Source organism: Antrihabitans spumae (assembly GCF_043944905.1).
GTDB lineage: Bacteria > Actinomycetota > Actinomycetes > Mycobacteriales > Mycobacteriaceae > Antrihabitans > Antrihabitans spumae.
Genome location: NZ_JBIMSN010000071.1, coordinates 26681 through 44193 on the forward strand (window position 1 = coordinate 26681; position 17513 = coordinate 44193).

12 protein-coding genes are annotated in these 17513 nt (G+C 63.5%); 5 read left to right on the forward strand and 7 right to left on the reverse strand.

Features of this window, described 5'->3' with window-relative positions; genetic code table 11:
- Window positions 1–11 precede the first annotated feature (11 nt).
- From ACHIRB_RS16975 to ACHIRB_RS16985, 3 genes are read right to left on the reverse strand one after another with little or no spacing between them, the layout of a single operon-like run.
- A complete protein-coding gene (locus ACHIRB_RS16975; protein ID WP_395125824.1) occupies window positions 12–1241 on the reverse strand; it encodes an HTTM domain-containing protein in 1230 nt (409 codons plus the stop codon).
- Window positions 1238–1825 carry a hypothetical protein gene (locus ACHIRB_RS16980; protein WP_395125825.1) on the reverse strand — a complete coding sequence of 196 codons (588 nt, stop codon included), beginning with the start codon at window positions 1823–1825 and terminating at the stop codon, window positions 1238–1240. The genes ACHIRB_RS16975 and ACHIRB_RS16980 overlap by 4 nt, the downstream gene beginning before the upstream one ends.
- Window positions 1826–1828: 3 nt before the next feature.
- On the reverse strand, window positions 1829–2317 hold the full coding sequence (locus tag ACHIRB_RS16985) for an LPXTG cell wall anchor domain-containing protein (RefSeq protein WP_395125826.1): 489 nt from the start codon (window positions 2315–2317) through the stop codon (window positions 1829–1831).
- A gap of 10 nt (window positions 2318–2327) precedes the next feature.
- Here ACHIRB_RS16985 and ACHIRB_RS16990 point away from each other — a divergent pair, with 10 nt between their 5' ends.
- The gene (locus tag ACHIRB_RS16990) at window positions 2328–3740 is read left to right on the forward strand and encodes a hypothetical protein (RefSeq protein WP_395125827.1); all 1413 of its coding nucleotides are present in this window, start codon (window positions 2328–2330) and stop codon (window positions 3738–3740) included.
- Entirely contained in the window at window positions 3652–4743 is a 1092-nt protein-coding gene (locus ACHIRB_RS16995; RefSeq protein WP_395125828.1) for a hypothetical protein, read from the forward strand. The genes ACHIRB_RS16990 and ACHIRB_RS16995 overlap by 89 nt, the downstream gene beginning before the upstream one ends.
- Window positions 4744–5249: 506 nt before the next feature.
- On the opposite strand, the gene ACHIRB_RS17000 is transcribed toward ACHIRB_RS16995, so the two are convergent.
- Both ACHIRB_RS17000 and ACHIRB_RS17005 read right to left on the reverse strand, forming a co-directional pair.
- Window positions 5250–7556 carry an MMPL family transporter gene (locus ACHIRB_RS17000; protein ID WP_395125829.1) on the reverse strand — a complete coding sequence of 769 codons (2307 nt, stop codon included), beginning with the start codon at window positions 7554–7556 and terminating at the stop codon, window positions 5250–5252.
- A gap of 27 nt (window positions 7557–7583) precedes the next feature.
- Window positions 7584–8195 carry a TetR family transcriptional regulator gene (locus tag ACHIRB_RS17005; protein ID WP_395125830.1) on the reverse strand — a complete coding sequence of 204 codons (612 nt, stop codon included), beginning with the start codon at window positions 8193–8195 and terminating at the stop codon, window positions 7584–7586.
- 146 nt (window positions 8196–8341) lie between these two features.
- Here ACHIRB_RS17005 and ACHIRB_RS17010 point away from each other — a divergent pair, with 146 nt between their 5' ends.
- Window positions 8342–9853 carry a threonine/serine exporter family protein gene (locus ACHIRB_RS17010; RefSeq protein WP_395125831.1) on the forward strand — a complete coding sequence of 504 codons (1512 nt, stop codon included), beginning with the start codon at window positions 8342–8344 and terminating at the stop codon, window positions 9851–9853.
- On the opposite strand, the gene ACHIRB_RS17015 is transcribed toward ACHIRB_RS17010, so the two are convergent.
- Both ACHIRB_RS17015 and ACHIRB_RS17020 read right to left on the reverse strand, forming a co-directional pair.
- Window positions 9831–10313 (reverse strand): RrF2 family transcriptional regulator, encoded by a 483-nt coding sequence (locus ACHIRB_RS17015; RefSeq protein WP_395125832.1) that lies wholly within the window; start codon window positions 10311–10313, stop codon window positions 9831–9833. The two genes, ACHIRB_RS17010 and ACHIRB_RS17015, sit on opposite strands and share 23 nt — an antisense overlap.
- A 36-nt stretch (window positions 10314–10349) precedes the next feature.
- A complete protein-coding gene (locus tag ACHIRB_RS17020; protein ID WP_395125833.1) occupies window positions 10350–10910 on the reverse strand; it encodes a TetR/AcrR family transcriptional regulator in 561 nt (186 codons plus the stop codon).
- A gap of 177 nt (window positions 10911–11087) precedes the next feature.
- On the opposite strand from ACHIRB_RS17020, the gene ACHIRB_RS17025 reads away from it, so the two are divergent.
- Both ACHIRB_RS17025 and ACHIRB_RS17030 read left to right on the forward strand, forming a co-directional pair.
- Window positions 11088–13415: an MMPL family transporter gene (locus ACHIRB_RS17025; protein WP_395125834.1), complete on the forward strand. Its 2328-nt coding sequence runs from the start codon at window positions 11088–11090 to the stop codon at window positions 13413–13415.
- A 171-nt stretch (window positions 13416–13586) separates the two neighbouring features.
- Window positions 13587–17336 (forward strand): Ig-like domain repeat protein, encoded by a 3750-nt coding sequence (locus ACHIRB_RS17030; RefSeq protein WP_395125835.1) that lies wholly within the window; start codon window positions 13587–13589, stop codon window positions 17334–17336.
- The last annotated feature ends 177 nt before the right edge of the window (window positions 17337–17513 follow it).

Here is a 17513-nt window from a genome sequence, read left to right on the forward strand (position 1 = left end):
CGGTAATCGAATCAGTCCCTCGAGAAGGCGTCGAAACGCCGCTGACCGGGCGGATTCGGCTCGATCGCTTCCGGTGGCGTAAATGCCTCTGGTGCGTCGGCGTAGTAATCCACAGGCTCGGGATCGGTCGTCTTTGCCCGGCGGCGTGACCGTCGTGACGACTTCTCCTGCAGCCGTGCCGATTCCGCCTCGGCTAGTTCACGACGATGCCGACTTCGCGCCGGCTCGTCAGCCTCATCGGTGCTACTCGGCTCTACCGCGGCAACAGGTTCGGCTGCGGCCTTACCTTCTCGCCCCAGAACGCCGACCACCTTGCGGCTACGGTCGCGAAGCGCACGGCCACTCAAGTTTTCGGCCCACCGCATAGCCGTCTCCGGTGACACGAACGACAGATACAGAATGAACATCGCAAAGCTGAAGAAGGCGACAGCGAGACTCGTCAGGATCATCAGGTGCATGACGACGCCAGCGATCAGCACATACGGACGCAAACGCCTGTTCCAAACGAACACACCCAACGCCAACTCGACGAGCAACGTGCCCCAGGTTGCGACGTTCATGAAGAACGGACTCGTCCAAAGCCATTCCGGCGCAGCGAAATTCTGCAAATCTCGCAACTGCAGCGCGTACGCGACAGCAGTGCCGTCGTTCCACGTCGTTCCTGCAACCTTGCCGTGCACGGTGACCAAGTAGATCAACGACAACTGCACCTGCATCAAACGAATTACCCACGGCGCCCGCAACTGTGCCGACCAGAACGAGCCGGCGGTTCGTCGTCGATCCAATGACAATGCCGCACCACACGGAGCGAGTGCCAGCATCAGCGCTTCCATCCGAACGAGCACATCACCGGAGTTGAACACGTAGATGTCCCGACGTTGGAAGGAAACCATGCAGACGAACACAAGCAGGGCCGCGAACCGACTGTGCCAACCGAGCGTCAGCGCAATCGATCCGACCATCAAGGTTCCCCAGACGGCCCATACAGCGATGTCGCCCGACCAGATGTTGAGGACACTCCACTGATAATCACCGGGAGCTGCCTTTGGCTGCACACCCGATTCGCCGAACAGGACATGCAGGTCCGGCAGCAGGGACACGGTCCACGCGATCGCCAGCACGCCGTACGCGATGCGGATGAAGCCGAGAGTCGCCGCCGACTGCGGCTCGAACCAGAACTTCCGCCATGCCTCGACGCCCGCGGACACCCAGGAGAACCGGGATTTGGTCGTTGTCGTCATGGCTTGACCTCGAAGAACTCGTCGTAAACGATGCGCTGAGCTATCTGCGGGGGCGCTGTCGACCCAGGAGGAATCAGAGCCTCCATCTGCAACAGAACCTGCGCACGCGCCGGCTGTTCCGAGCCAGCCATCTCCTTCGCAACCCAGTGCACGAAATTGGTCCACAACTCCGGATTCAACAGTTGCACAGCCTGATCGGTGACCTGGAGGTTCGTCAGCAGGTTCTCCTTCAACTTCTGCCAGCGATACCACGAGTACTGCCCGATGACCGGATCTCCGTGTGGCAACGTCCACACCCGATCCGAGCCGTCAGGCATAAACACGTGGACCTCGATCGTGTCCAGACGCCGTGGCGGATCCGGCGCGAACACGCGCCAATTCTGATCCAGCCCAACGCCTATCGCGATAGGCGCCAACGGCGGAAGCACAGCCCTACGGATCGTGGACTCGGGCATCGCCCACACGACTGCGACGAGTATTGCCGTCACCACCATCGCGCTGATCACTGCCTCACCGAAAACGGTGCGCTCCAGCCGCTCCTGCAAAGTCGCAAGATTCGTCCGCATGTTCTTCTCTTCAGCCACGTTTCAGACCCGCTTACCCTGCGACTTGCGTCGTCCAACCACCATGAACAGACTTCCGAAGACAATCGCCAAACCGGAAATCACCATCAGCGAAACAAGTTTCGCGCCCGTCGTCGGCAAGAAGCCGGCGAAGTTCTCCGGGCCCGCCTGAACTCGACCAGCCAATTCCGGAACACCGGTCGACTGGCCGAAGCTGGTCGCACCGCCTGTCGGAGCACTTACCAACGTCGTCCCGGTAGGACCGCCAACCGTCACACCCGTCGGGCCGGTCGGGAAGCCCGTTGTCGGTCCGGTAGCCAGACCGGTCGGGGCACCTGTTGTCGGCAGACCCGTCGTCGGCAGGCCCGTTGTCGGTCCGGTAGCCACGCCGGTCGGAGTGCCGGTCGTCGGGAACCCGGTTGTCGGGAAGCCTGTTGTCGGGAAGCCCGTTGTCGGGAAGCCTGTTGTCGGCAGACCTGTCGTGGGGAGACCCGTTGTCGGCCCAGTAGCCACGCCAGTCGGAGTGCCGGTCGTCGGGAACCCGGTTGTCGGGAAGCCTGTTGTCGGCAGACCCGTCGTCGGCAGACCCGTCGTCGGCAAGCCAGTCGTCGGCAAGCCAGTCGTCGGCAAGCCAGTCGTCGGAATACCGGTCACCGTTCCCGTCACTGTCGGAATGCCCGTGGTCGGAATACCCGTGGTCGGGACACCGGTCACTGTCGGAATGCCCGTGACCGTTCCGGTCACTGTCGGGATACCCGTGGTCGGGATACCGGTCACCGTTGGGATGCCGGTCACCGTGCCCGTCACTGTCGGAATGCCCGTGGTCGGGATGCCCGTCACCGTCGGAATACCAGTCACCGTTCCCGTCACCGTCGGAATGCCAGTCGTCGGGATACCCGTCACCGTCGGAATACCGGTCACTGTCGGGATACCCGTCACCGTGCCCGTCACGGTCGGGATACCCGTCGTCGGGATGCCCGTCACCGTTGGGATGCCCGTCACCGTGCCCGTCACCGTCGGAATACCCGTGGTCGGGATACCAGTCACTGTCGGGATACCGGTCACCGTTCCCGTGACTGTCGGAATACCCGTGGTCGGGATACCCGTCACCGTCGGAATACCAGTCACCGTCCCGGTCACCGTGCCCGTGGTCGGAATACCCGTCACCGTCGGAACGCCGGTCACAGTCGGAATGCCGGTAATCGTTCCCGTCGTAATACCAGTCACCGAACCAGTCGTCGGAACACCGGTCACCGTTCCCGTCACCGTGCCCGAGCTCGGGATACCCGTCACCGTCGGAATGCCAGTCACGGCGCCCGAGGTCGGAATTCCCGTCACCGTTCCGGTGACCGAACCTGTGGTCGGGATACCTGTCACAGTCGGAACACCGGTGATCGTGCCGGTCGTAATCCCGGTTACCGCGCCCGTCACCGTCGGGCCCCCGGTCACCGCACCCGTCACCGTCGGAATGCCGGTGATCGTCCCGGTAGTAATCCCAGTAGCAGTCGGAATGCCAGTCACGGCGCCGGTCGTGATGCCGGCCGCTGAGCCTGTCGCCGACGTAATTCCGGTGCCAGTAATCGTGCCGGTCGTGATCCCCGTGCCGGTCGTGATCCCCGTGCCTGTGGTTATTCCGGTGACCGAGCTGGCGACGGTGCCGGAGGTAATGCCCGTGACCGAGCCTGTCGCCGACGTGATGCCCGTCGCGGAACCGCTAGCGGTGGCTGTACCCGTGGTCGGGATGCCCGTCGTGAAGCCCGACGTCACGCCCGTCGCTGCGCTCATGGAAGTGCTGGAGGTCGAACCCGTCGTCCCCGCCGGTGCTGATTCCGGTGACCGTTCCGGTTGTGAAGCCCGTAGTGCCTGTCGTCGGTATGCCCGTGACGCTTCCCGATGTGAACCCGCTCGTGACGCCGGTGGCTGCGCTCAACGTTGAACCCGTCGAAATGCCAGTCGCGGAACCACTCGCTGCACCCGTGGTAATTCCGGTGACGCTGCCTGTGGTGATGCCTGTGGCCGCACCCGTTGTTATGCCCGTCGCACCTGCAGTCGTGGCACCTGTTGTCGCACCCGTCGTAGTACCTGTGGCACCCGCAGTAGTTATGCCTGTGGTCGAGCCAGTCGTCGTGCCGGTCACGCCACCTGTAGTTGTGCCGGTAGTAGTTCCAGTCGCGCTACCCGTTGCTGCGCCGGTAGTGAAACCTGACGTGATCCAGCCGCCGGAAGTCGACGATGTCACCGAACCCGTAGAAAGACCTGTGGCCGCCTCGGTGGTCACTCCGGTTGTCGTCCCGGTGATCGTCCCGGACGTGACTCCCGTCGTTGCGCCAGTTACCGACCCCGTCGTCACGCCTGTGGTTGCACCGGTCACCGCGCCGGATGTCACACCCGTCGTTGCCCCCGTAACCGAGCCAGTCGTCAAACCCGTTGTGTCACCTGTTGTAATCCCCGTGACCGCGCCTGTTGTCGTTCCTGTGACGGTCCCGGTCGGCAGACCGGTGGTGGTATCTCCTGTCGCAAGGCCCGTGGCCGCGCCAGTTGTCGTACCCGTAACCGCGCCAGTTGTCGTACCCGTAACCGCGCCGGTCGTCACACCCGTTGTGTCGCCTGTCGTGAGTCCGGTCGCCGCACCGGTCGTGGACGAGGTCACCGATCCGGTCGTCGCGCCAGTCGTCAAACCTGTGGTTGCGCCGGTCACGCTTCCGGAAGAGACACCGGTGACGGTCCCGGACGTTATGCCGGACGATGCGCCCGTTGCCGAGCCGAGGGTGCTACCCGTGGTGCTCGCGCCTGTTGCACTGCCGACAGTGGAACTGCCAGTCGACGAGCCGGTGATCGTTCCCGTCGTAAAAATAGGCGTGACGGTGCCCGTCGATCCACCGGTCACTGTGGAGGTGAAGGGCGCTGCTGAAGCAACCGAACCTGCGAGGGCGGTGTAGCCACCCAAGATCAGACCGGTCGGAATCGAAACAGCGCCTAGACCACGACGCGTTCTGCGTCTTAGAGCCATGAGGGCACATCCTTCTTCCCCGGCCCGGTGCGGAACGTTAGCAGTATGACGGTGCTCACAGCCACTCCATCGGTGTGAGTCCAGCAAAAATTACGCATCCGGCGTGTCGCACCAAAAGTGATTTGGGCGCGTCGCCTAGTCGAGATCACCCACGGCATGGACCGAGCGGGCGGATCAGAGGACAAGGAGAACGCGGCGACATATTGGCACATCCCGCGCCACTCGGGAACATCAAGTGCCGCAACACAATCCGAAACGGACCCATTTCACCGGTCGTTGACTTCCCATTTGGAGACCCCGACGATGCGAAATCGATCCAACTATCGGAATTGAACAACTTTCCAACGCAAACGACAACGGGCCCATCTGCCGGAATTGGAAGCAAGGTCTCATTTGCTTCGGCATCCGACCGATGGGCCCGTCGATTTTCTGGACTCAGCTGACTGGCTGCAGATCCTTCCGCAGGTCGTCCGCAGTAGCGAGCTCGAGCTTCTGCCCCTCGATATCGACGTTCGGCAGAATTCGATCGAGCCACTTGGGCAGCCACCAGGCCGCATCTCCGAGCAGTGCCATGACCGACGGAATGATGACCATCCGGACGATGAAGGCGTCGAAGAAGACAGCCGCGGCAAGCGCGAAGCCCATTGCCTTGATGAACGAATCGGGTTCTGCCATGAAGGCCGCGAAAACCGACATCATGATGATCGCCGCAGCGGTGACAACGCGGGCACCGTGATTGAACCCGGCGACCACAGCCTCCTTGGCGCTCGCACCCTTCATGTATTCCTCACGCATCCGGCTGACCAGGAACACCTGGTAGTCCATGGCAAGACCGAACACCACGCCTATGAGGAAGACGGGCATGAAGCTGACGATCGGCTGCGGATTCGAGATCAGCCCGAGCCAGCCTTCCTGGAAGATGGCGACCGTCGCACCGAAGGTCGCGGCAACGCTCAACAAGAAGCCCAGCGTGGCGGTCAGCGGTACGAGGATCGACCTGAACACCAGCATCAGCAGTACGAACGCGAGGCCGACGACCACTGCCAGATACGGGATGAGCGCACTCTGCAGTCGGTCCGAGATGTCGTTCTCCAACGCGGTCTGACCCGTGATGCCATAGCTCGCACCCGTGCTCGACTGCAGTTCCGATTCCGCGCCACGAAGATTCTGGACGAGGTCCTTCGTCGCGTCGCTGCTCGGTGAACTTTCGGGCGTGACGAGAATCTGCGCTGTGTCGCCGGCCTGGTTGACGCCGACGATCTGCGCGTTCGACACATCCGACTGCGCCTCGATGGTCCGGACGACATCGGCGAAGGCATCCGTTGCTGGGACTCTCGCGTCCTTGGCGTCGACGACCACCAGCAGTGGACCGTTCTTGCCAGGTCCGAAACTCTCGCCGACGAGGTCGTAGGCCTTACGTGCACTCGTCGTCGGATCAGCAGTGCCTTCGTTCGGCAGCGACAGCGCGAGGTTGGTCGCAGGGATCGCGAGCAAGCCGAGCAACAGAATGCCAGCACCCAGCGTCAGCGCCGGAGCCTTCGTCACGAATCGTGCGTAGCGGACAGCCCTGTTCGGCTTCGCAGAATCGCCGTCGCCTGTACGCGACTTCAGGAACGGAATCCCACCGGCGAACGCCTTGCGGCCGAACAGTCCAAGCAGGGCCGGCAGCAACGTCAGCGCGATCAGTACAGCAATCAGCACGGTGAATGCCGCAGCTGCACCCATGTCCGACAGGAACGGAATCCCGACGACGCGGAGAGCGACCAACGCGATGATGACGGTCAGGCCGGCGAACACCACGGCCGACCCGGCGGTACCGACCGCTTTACCTGCTGCTTCCGCGCGGTCGTCGGTTTCCTCCAGCTCATGTCTGTAGCGGCTGACGATGAACAACGAATAGTCGATCGCGACAGCGAGACCGATCATGATCGCCAATGTGGGCGTCATCGAGCTGAGATCCATGAACCCCGTCGCGATGGTGATGCCCAGGCTGCCGATGGCGATACCGATGATCGCGGTGATCAAGGGCAGACCAGCGGCGACGAGCGAACCGAACGTGATCATCAAGACAACGGCTGCGACGCCGATGCCGACCAGTTCGGCGGCTCCACCCGGCATCGTCTGCTCGGTGGCGGCATTGCCACTGACCTCGACGGTGAGGCCGGCATCCCGGCCGATCTGGGCCGCGTCACCGATCTCTTGGCGCAGTTCCGGCGTGACGTCACTCATGCCACCGTTGAACGGAACTTCGAAGTAGCCGACGGTCTTGTCGGGACTCAGCGACGACACTGCCTTGGCATTGGCGAGCGCCTGATCCGGCGACGATCCGTCCTTTGCCGCTTGATCGAGCGCCATCTGGGTCATGTTCTGCTCGGCAACAACAGGATTGGATACCTGCTCGGCACCAGCCTTTACGTCCGGAATCTCGCGGACCTTGGCGATCATCGCGTCCATCGCCGCTTGATTCTGCGGCGACTCGAGCGTCTGCCCTGCGGGAGCCTGGATCACATACCGCGCGCTCAGCGAGTTCATCGGATCGTCGGCGCGATCAGGGAAGCGCTCGGCCATCAGGTCCTGGGCCTTTTGCGCCTCGGTGCCCGGGATCGAGAACGATTCGCTCGTCGGCCCGGACAGCGTGGCCGCGCCGACTCCGGCAAGTACGAGAAGTGCCAGCCAGGCGGCGAGCACTACGCCTTTTCTTCGGTAGGCGAACTTACCGATTCGATACAGATAGGTAGCCACGATTCTCCTCGTGAAAGTTGTCGGTCGTCAGTTGTGAGTGGGCTGCGGTAGCCCTGCGCGAAGGAGCGCGAATGCTTCGGACACCAGTTGCTTCGGCGTCCGGCCGCCGGCGTTTTCACATATGGAGAGTTCGATCACGGTCTTCATCGCTCCCCCGACTGCAACCTGCAGCAGGTTCGGATAAAGATCGGAGTCGATGTCGGTGCCTGTGCGTTCGGCGATGGCTTCGCCGAACAACCGCGACACCGTGTTGTGCATTTGCACCGTCCTGGCCATCAATGCAGGTGACTGCTCGACGAGCCGAGAAACGACGCTCAAATCCTCGAGATCGCGGCTGTCGTCACTGACATACGCGATCGCCAGAGCTTCGAGGGAATCCCAGATCGGCTCGTGAACAGGGCGCGCGCGGAGGTCGTCGACCCACTCCTGCACCGAGGACTCCGCTTGATAGAGGATTGCGTCCTCTTTCGAAGGGAAGTAGTTGTGGAAGGTGCGGGTGGATACATCGGCTTCAGCGGCGATGGCTTCTGCGGTCACAGCGTCGAGACCATGCAGACGTGAAAGACGGACGGCGGCCGCACTGAGTGCTGCTCGGGTCGCAGCCTTCTTGCGGTCTCGAAGTCCGGTTGAACTGGTCATGCGACTAACTGTACGGAACTTGCAGAATCGTGCAAGTTTGCAGAGCGGTGCAATATTTGTGTGATCCACTACATGACGTGCCCGAATGTGTCCGCCGTCACTAGAAACCAGGCACCCTGAACAGAACGTGGAGGTGATGTAAGAGCGTGAAAAGCAACAAACGAGTAGCGACGACCAACTCGCGTCATCGCTGGCACCTGCTCGACACTCGGGCCGTCGACGACACCGGAACTACTTCCAATCGCGTCCGACGAACGAACCTGCTCCGCCGCCGCGCGTGGCACCCGACGGCGCCCTCGCCGACCGACCCCGACACCACCGACGTAATAGGCCCACAACTTCCCGACGACTCCACGGTCAACTTCGTGCTCGACCTCTCCCTGAGAATCGGCGAAGTCCAGATGTCGAGCGGGGCGGGTGCCTCGGACGTGACGGCAACAATCCTCGCGCTCACCTCCGCACTCGGATTGCCGCACTGCGAGGTCGACGTGATCTTCACGTCGATCACCGTCACCTGCCATCGCGGAACGACGATGGCTCCCGTCACCGCATTACGCGTCGTCAGGTCCCGCAGCCTGGACTACACCCGGCTCACCGCGACCGAGGTGCTGATCCGGAAGATCGTGCGAGGCAGCATCGGTGCCGACGCCGCACAGATCGAGTTGCAGAAAATCACCGAGGTCGGTCACCCGTATCCGCGCTGGGTCGCAACAATCGCCTGGGGCGGTCTTGCCGCGTTCATCACCTTGATCCTCGGCGGTGGTTGGGACATCGCGATCGTCGCGATGGTGATCAGCGCGGTGGTCGACCGGATAGGTCGTTTGCTCAACAGCTTTGCGCTGCCGTTCTTCTTCCAGCAGGTCATCGGCGGTCTGGTCGCGACGCTGACAGCGATGGCCGTTGTGAGCAGCAGTCTGCTGACGACCGACAAACCGACGCTGGTCGTAGCCGCTGCGGTCACGGTGCTGCTGTCCGGACTTTCGACAGTGTCCGCGGTGCAGGACGCGATCACGGGCTACTACGTCACTGCCGCCGGTCGGACGATGGAGACCGTGCTGATGACCGCGGGCCTGATCGCGGGCGTCGTCCTCGCGCTGAAATCTGCCGTACTGCTCGGCTTGCCCCGGACGCCGCTACCGGAGGTCGTCGACTCGACGCCGCAGCAGTTGCCGGTCATCGTCCTCGGCAGCATCGGAGCGGCCGCCTGCTTCGCACTTGCGTCGTATTCGACGATCCGAGCGATGGCGGTTGCGGGCATTGCCGGCGGAATCGGTGGTGCCGTGTACGGCGCGTTGAACCTCACGGATCTGGGTGCGGTCGGCTCGTCGGCGGTCGCAGCCACGCTCGTCGGCCTCGGCGGCGGCGTCATTGCGCGCCGTATCAAGGTGACACCGCTGGTGGTGGCCGTATCGGGACTTACCCCCCTGCTCCCAGGTCTCGCGTTGTATCGCGGACTCTACGAACTCGGTGTCGAACCGGGAGGCAACACTTCGTCGATCATGACCGCGATCGGCATCGGCTTGGCACTGGCAGCAGGCGTCGTACTCGGCGAATACCTGGCCCAGCCGCTACGCACCGGACTTGGCCGCATGGAACGAAAACTCGCAGGTCCGCGCATGGCGGGCCCGCTCGCGCCTACGGATCGACGCTTGGACTGACGGTCTCGCGGCGCTGCCATGCCTGTGGGTCCGCGGTGAGCTGGGCAATGAAGTCGGGCAGCTCGTCCATCGCGACATCGGCGATACTCACCCGCTCGAGTACCGCTCGCAGATTCACGCGGACCGCGATCCACACGCGCTGCAGCGGCTCGGCGCGCCCTGCGTACTGCACATCTTCGGGTCGCTCGCCGCGGACCGACGCAAGCGGACCCTCGACGGCGCGGATTACGTCAGCGATACTGATCTCCGCTGCCGGCCGCGCGAGCCAATACCCACCGTCGGGACCACGCCGACTGGCTACGAGTCCGCTGCGGCGCAGCTCGGCGAGAATCGTTTCGAGCAATTTGGAAGGGATCGATTGCGCGAGCGCGAGTCCGTCGGCCTTGGTCGGGCTCTCCGGAGCGTGCGCCAACTCCAGCAACGTGCGCACGGCGTAGTCCACCCTCGCGGTGATGTGCACGCCGACAGTCCTCCCCTGCTCCTAGGTGGCGTCAGTTTAGGCGGGCGCGCCGTTGAGAACCGACAACGCGACACCCAACAGCACCCGTTCGATGTCCTCGACCGTCGCATCGGGTACCAGCTCGTTGGCAGTCAGCGCGACACCGAGTACTTCGAGCGTGGCGGCCGCACGAAGTTGCAACTCGACCGAAGGGTTCGGTCCGGCGAGCCATTCGCGCATCCGCTCGTTGATCTGCATCAACTCGGGAAACCGATCCCCGACGGCATTGATGATGGCAACGGCGTCGCGGACGAAAAGAACGCCGACGTCACGCTGCCGAACCAGGCTGGCGACGTAGCGGCCCAACAGCTCCTCGACAGCCTGCGCGCCATAGGGCGTTTCCTCCAGATCTACTGCAATGAGCCGCATCTCGTCGAAGATCGGCGCGACGATCTCGGCGAGCAGATCCGCCTTGGATGCGTAGTGGTAGTACAACGACGCTTTGGTTATGCCGACTTCGTCCGCGACTTCACGCAAGCTCGTCTGATCGAAACCCTTGGCCGCAATCAGACGTATCGCGGTCGTGCGGATGGACCCCTTTGTGTCCCGGACCTTCATTGGTCGACAGCTTCCTATTGCGATTCTCACAGGTTCGACTCAGAAAACTCGATTGTCTACCTGCCGTGCGGTAGGTAGCGTACCTACCGAACGGTAGGAGCACGCAGTTTCGGAGGGGGAGCTCGACTCTGTGCGATTTCGTGCCCTACATCCGCACGTGCCATCGAGGAGAAAATCGTGTCCGTTTACTTGTATCGGTGGGGGAAGTTTGCGTTCCGCCGAAAATGGCTTGTCTTGCCCATCTGGCTGGTGTTGCTCATCGGCCTCGGCGTCCTGTCGTCCGCGATTTCGCAGCCGATGGAAGACGACTTCACCATGCCCAACCTGCCCTCCGAGAGGGCAACGGAGATCTTGGACAAGCACTTCCCCGGCGCCTCGGACGCGTTCGATTTCGATGCGGTCACGGGGACCTACGTCATCGCCGCTCCCGATGGGCAGAAGCTGACGGACCCCAACAACGAAGCGACAATCAACGCACTGGTCGAGAAACTCAACGGCCTCGACATCGTCGATCACGAGAAGCAGATCGAGAGCCCGATAACCACGGCCGGCAAGCTCGAAACCAGTGATGGCGCAACGTGTCTCACCGCAGATCGCTCGGCGGAACAGTTCAGAGCCGACTGCAGTGGTGCACCGCTCAACGTCCTCAACACCGAAAAGCCGGACACCGTAGCCACGTTGGGCGTGAAGTTCACGATCGCGAAATTCCAGGACATCACCCCTGAAGACCGCGAGAAGGCGTACGACATCGCAGACGACGCACGCAACGCCGGCCTCACGGTCGAGCTCAGCGGCTCGATCGCACAGGAGAACGCAGCACCCGGCGGTTCGGCCGAACTGATGGGTATGGGTGTCGCGCTGATCGTCATGATCATCGCCTTCGGCGCCCTCGTCGCACCGTTCATCCCGCTCATCACCGCAGTGGTCGGTTTGGGTGCCGCAACCATGCTGATCATGGCGGGAACATCGATCATCTCGATTCCCACCTTCACGACGTTCCTCGCGTCGATGATCGGTATAGCCCTGTCCATCGACTACGCGCTGTTCATCGTGTCGAGATACAAACATGAGCTCACGGTTGCCTCCTCACCTGAGGAAGCGGCAGGTCGTGCGCTCGGCACCGCCGGATCGGCCGTCGTGTTCGCCGGTCTGACCGTCATCATCGCGCTGAGCGGCTTGAGCATCGTCGGCGTCAAGTTCTTGACCTTCATGGGAATCGGCGGCGCAATCGCGGCGGCGTTCGCGGTACTGGTGGCGCTCACCTTGATGCCCGCGTTGCTCGGAGCCTTCGGCAAGGCTCTGTTCAAACCGAAGCTGCCGTTCGTCGCCAAGCACGATCCCGAGGACGACACGGTCGTGACCAACGGTCAGCGTGTAGCGCGGTGGATCGGCAAGGCACCTGCCGTGGCGTTGACGTTCGGCATCGTCTTCCTCGGTCTGCTCGCACTGCCCGCGGTGAACCTCAACCTCGGACTCCCTGGCGACGAGAGCGCACCGACCGACACCACCGTCCGCCAGGCCTACGAACTGCGGACCGACGGATTCGGCGAGGGCAGCAACGGCGTCCTGCAGATCGCGGTCGACCTGGCCGATGTGGCACCGGATCGGCGTGACGCAGCACTCGACGCTGTCCGCCAGCAACTCGTCTCGTACTCCGACATGGATTATGTGATCGGGCCGAACAAGAGCGAAGACGGAGCGGGCGCCACGTTCGACGGCGTTCCGAAGTCGGGCCCCAACAACCAGGACACCAAGGATCTGGTCAAGGAGGTCCGCGGCGCAGAATCCGCGCTGACCGACGAATACGGGTTGGAGTACGGCGTCACAGGTACGACGGCCATCTTCGCCGATGTCGACGATGTGCTGCTCGGATCGATCGTTCCCTACATCGCGATCGTGGCAGGTGCAGCATTCCTGCTGCTGATCCTGGTGTTCCGATCGATCTTGGTTCCGCTGATCGGCGCACTCGGATTCCTGCTGTCGATGGCAGCAACCTTCGGTGCGACAGTGCTGATCTTCCAGGAAGGCAAGTTCGGGCTGATCGCCGATCCACACCCGATCGTGAGCTTCCTACCGATCATGTTGATCGGCCTGGTGTTCGGTCTCGCAATGGACTACCAGGTGTTCCTCGTGACGCGTATGCGCGAGGAATACGTCCACGGCAAGCCTGCCAAGGAGGCGATGATTTCCGGCTACCACCACGGCGCCCGCGTCGTGACGTCGGCGGCGATCATCATGATCTCGGTGTTCAGCGCCTTTATGTTGGAATCCGATCCCACCGCCAAGACGATGGGCTTCGCACTGGCAGTCGGCGTTCTGCTCGACGCGTTCGTCGTGCGCATGCTGATCATCCCCGCGCTGCTCGCGCTGCTCGGTGACGCAGCATGGTGGATGCCGAAGTGGCTCGACCGAATCGTGCCGAACATCGACGTCGAAGGTGAGAAGTTGAACCTTCGCGGACATGTCGATCTCGACAAGGATTCGGAGCCCGTGAAGGTCTCCTGACGCTTTCGAGCAAGACGAAAGGCCCTCACCTCGCGTAGGTGGGGGCCTTTCGGCCGTTCAGGAACAGTCGGGTTAAATCCGGCGCTCCCCCGCATGTCGGACGCAAACTTGGGCTGTGACGTGGCTAACGTTCTGCTCGCGGGGGTACGCGGGCCGAAACGGAGTTTTCCCATGTCCAGGAGTGGATTCCTCGATCGTCTTCTGGTGGTGTCCACGTGCGCGATCCTCGTCGGCGCCGGAACCGCCGCCGTGCTGGTCGACCCGCCCCAGGCCGCTGCCGCACCGCCCCCGCCGATCGAGATCGCACCCGAGGTGTTCTTCGACGCCGAAACCGGGATCACCATCCACGCCTATCACTGCACCGCGGGCAATCAGAAATACAAGGTCCCCGAGGGGACGACCAGTCTCTACATCGAGGCGGTCGGCGGCGAGGGCCAGACGCCGGACCCTAACTACGCCGGCATCGGTGGTCTCGGCGGTCAGGTGACGGGCGGCCTGCGGGTGCAACCCGGACAAGAGTTCGACGTGCAGGTCGGCTGCCGCGGCACCAGCGACGGTGGGTATTCCCCCTACGCATCCGGCGGTCCGAAGGGCCTCGCCATCGCGAACGTGACCAACTTCGGCACCGTGTACTCGAACGGTTACGACGGCGGCGGTGGCGGTGGCGCCTCGGCCGTACTCTTCAACGGCGAACCGATCGCAGTTGCCGGTGGTGGTGGCGGATCGGGCGGCAGCGCACCCGACTGCTATTCCGTTTCGCCAGTGAAGGATTCGACGTTCTTCTACTGCGGCGGCGGACCCCGACGCCAAGGAGGCGACGGTGGCGATGGCAGCGGTCCGTTCAGCTATGAAGACGTTCCGCCGTACGAGGGCGGCGCCGGTGAAAACAACCCCGCGGGCGACACCTCGAGCGGGCTGAGCTGCACAGGTCCGAAGGATGGCGGCGCCGGCGGGACATTCGACACCACAGGCGGCGGAGGCGGTGGAGGTGGCGGCGGCGGCGGTTACGAACACGGCGGTTGCGGTGGTGCCCAGGCGCCCGCGACCCCCATCGTGCACGGACCCGAAGCCGCGAAGGGCGCAGGCGGTGCGGGCGGCGGTGGCGGCACATCCTTTGCCGCGCAAGCACTTACCAACTCGAACATCCAGACGGCGTCCGTCTCGGGTGACGGCTACATTCTGTTTCTGACGTCCGCAGACGGCGTTCGCACCAAATCGTTCGGGGTCCGCGGCGAGGAAGCGCAGTACTACTGCGTCGGCGACGGCGTCAATGAGCTCTACGTCGACGCACTCGGCGGATCCGGTGGCGGCGGCGGCCGCGACTTCGACGACAACGTCAGCACGGGCGGGTCCGGCAGCGGCGTCCAAGCCGTCGTTGCCGTCACCGAACGTAAACAGCTGAAAATCGAAGTCGGTCACTACGGTGGCGCCAGCGGCGGTTGGGGCAACGGCAGGGGCGGCGGTCGCGGCACCGCCGACTCGGGGGCCTCCTACAGCGGTGCCGGCGGCGGCGGTTCGACATCGGTGAGCCAGACCGATGCCGACTGTGACGCCTCGACACACGACGCACGCTCGGAGTACTTGGTGATCGGTGGGGGCGGCGGCGGTGGCGGCGGCAACGGTTTCAGCGCAGACGGCGGTGACGGCGGAGCAGCAGGAATCGATCCCGAAGACGGCAAGAGCGGCGGCTTCGGTGGCGGCCCAGGCGGTCTCGGCGGTGAGGAGAGCGGAACCAAGGGCGGCGACGGCTCCGGCAGCAGCACCGGCGGAGGAGGTGGCGGTGGCGGTGGCGGACACCGCGGCGGCGGAAAAGGTCACGGCGCCAACGACGGTGACGACGGCGGTGGCGGCGGAGGCGGCGGCGGTCAGTCCTTCGTTCGCAGCGTGTCAGGCCAAGCACCGTTCTACTACAGCGGTCCTACCGGCGACTTCGCGAACGTAGATGGTCGCAACGACGGCCACGTCGACCTGGTCGTGCCGATTCCAGCCAAACGCAGTCGGGTGGAGCTGATCTCGGGGAACAGCCAGAGTGCGTACTCCGATCAGCAGTTCGCGCAACCGCTTCGGGTGCGATTCGTCGACGCGATCGAGGGTCCGCAGGCGAACAAGTCGATCACGTTCACACTGCCGTCGACGCAGGGTGCCGCGGCCAAATTCTCCAACGGCGAGTCCAGCATCTCGGTGAACACCGACTCGGAGGGATTCGCCGAGACGACGATCAAGGCATTGCCGGCTGCCGAGCAGGCGTCGCTGCCGGAAGGCTTCGTGGTCAACGCAACGGTCACCGACGATCCCGCGCATCTCATCGGTGAGACGACGTTCCGGCTGCACGATGTCGAGGTGCCCACCAGCATCGAAGTGACGACCGATGCGACCGACTACATTTCGCAGCCGGCACAACCGGTGACGTTCACCGCGAAGGTATCGCAGCGGGAAGGTACAACTCCGTCGTTCGGCACACCCGGTGGTCGTGTCCAGTTCAAGATAGACGGCAACGACGTTGGCGGTCCGCTCGAATTAAACTCCGGCACAGTGACTTTGCCACCAGTGAGCGACCTACTGCCTGGCACTCACCACATCCTCGCGACCTATCTCGGCGACGATCCGAACAAGACCTTCGCTCCCGTTTTCGGCAGTGTCGGTTTGCTCGTCGACGCCGACGGTCAGACGATGACATTGGAGTCGTCCCACAATCCGTCCTATCCAGGCCAGCCTGTGACGTTCTCGGCCATAGTCGTCCCAGACTCCGGTGTGACCGACAGACCAACCGGCACAGTGCAATTCGAGATCGGCGGCAATCCGGTCGGTGAGCCGGTGCCGCTCGCGGCAACGGGCCCCGCATCGGCGACAAGCCTTCTCGTCGACGATCTGCCGCTCGGCACGACCGTCGTCACCGCCACCTACTCGGGTGACGCGCGGTTCGCGTCGAACACAAAGACGCTGGACCACAACGTCGCCAAGCTCGGGACCGAAACTCGCCTGACCCTGCCACCGCCGCCTGTTCTTGCAGGGGCTGTGGTCGGAGCGACGGTCACCGGAGCGGCCGGTGCACCCAAACCAACTGGTGCCATTGCATTTTCTCAGAACGGGACGAGTCTGGGCGAGCCGGTGCCGCTGGATGCCGACGGTAGCGCGACGTCACCTCCACTCGCCGCGGGCACGGGGGTCGTCGAAGCGCGCTATCTCGGCAACGACGTCTACCTGGAATCGACTGCGCAACAACAGCTCGACGTCTACACCCGGTCGTCCACAACGACCGTCACCGCCAACCGCAACCCTGTCGCCTTTTTCCAGCAGCTCGACCTCACTGCGACGATCACGACCGATCCCACGGGCCCGGTCACCGCGGGCACGGTGCAGTTCGCTGCGGACGGGGCCGTGATGGGCGGGCCGGTTCCGGTGGTGAACGGCAAAGCCGTTCTGGTGAAGGCGGATTTCTCGAAGCTGAAGTCCGGGGCGCACGTCATAACGGCTGCGTACACGGGTGACACGGCGGCAGGAATCGGGCCGAGTACGGGTCAGCTGAGCTTGTCCGTCCTCAATGTCGGCCAGCAACCGGGTGAGGCGCCGTCGGATGTGTCGATCGATGTGGCAACTGCGCAGAACGCACCGAGAGGGTCGACGGTGCCAACGACGATCACGGTCCGCAACAACGGTGCGCAGCCGTCGAATGGCGTGACGGTCACGGTGTCGCACCTGATGTTCGCGCGCATCGTCGATCCAGCAGGAGGGCAGGTCGCGGGCAACACCGTCACGTTCGCAATTCCGACGCTGGCACCGCAGCAGACGGTCACCTACACGGTCGTTTTGGAAGCCCAGCCACGACTGGGCCTCGGACTGGTGATCGGCCGCATCAACACCGCGACAAGGGACTCCAACGTGCTGAACAACATCGACTACACCGCGACGTTCGTGCGGTAGGGGGGTTTGGGGCGATCGGTGTGGGCGATCGGTGTGCGCCGATTCGGGTCGGTGTGCGGCTGGCGGGATACACGCTCACCCGAATCAATGCACGCTGACTACGCTTCGCGACATGATTGGGGCCTTGACCCCGGATGTTGGACACGGGGATTTTCTGGCTATGCAGCCTGGATGAGG

Bases quoted from the DNA above. Each gene is read 5' to 3' on its own strand.
- ACHIRB_RS17020 (WP_395125833.1), bottom strand. From the start codon at position 10,910: ATGAAGGTCCGGGACACAAAGGGGTCCATCCGCACGACCGCGATACGT.
- ACHIRB_RS16975 (WP_395125824.1), bottom strand. From the start codon at position 1,241: ATGACGACAACGACCAAATCCCGGTTCTCCTGGGTGTCCGCGGGCGTC.
- ACHIRB_RS17030 (WP_395125835.1), top strand. From the start codon at position 13,587: ATGTCCAGGAGTGGATTCCTCGATCGTCTTCTGGTGGTGTCCACGTGC.
- ACHIRB_RS17005 (WP_395125830.1), bottom strand. From the start codon at position 8,195: ATGACCAGTTCAACCGGACTTCGAGACCGCAAGAAGGCTGCGACCCGA.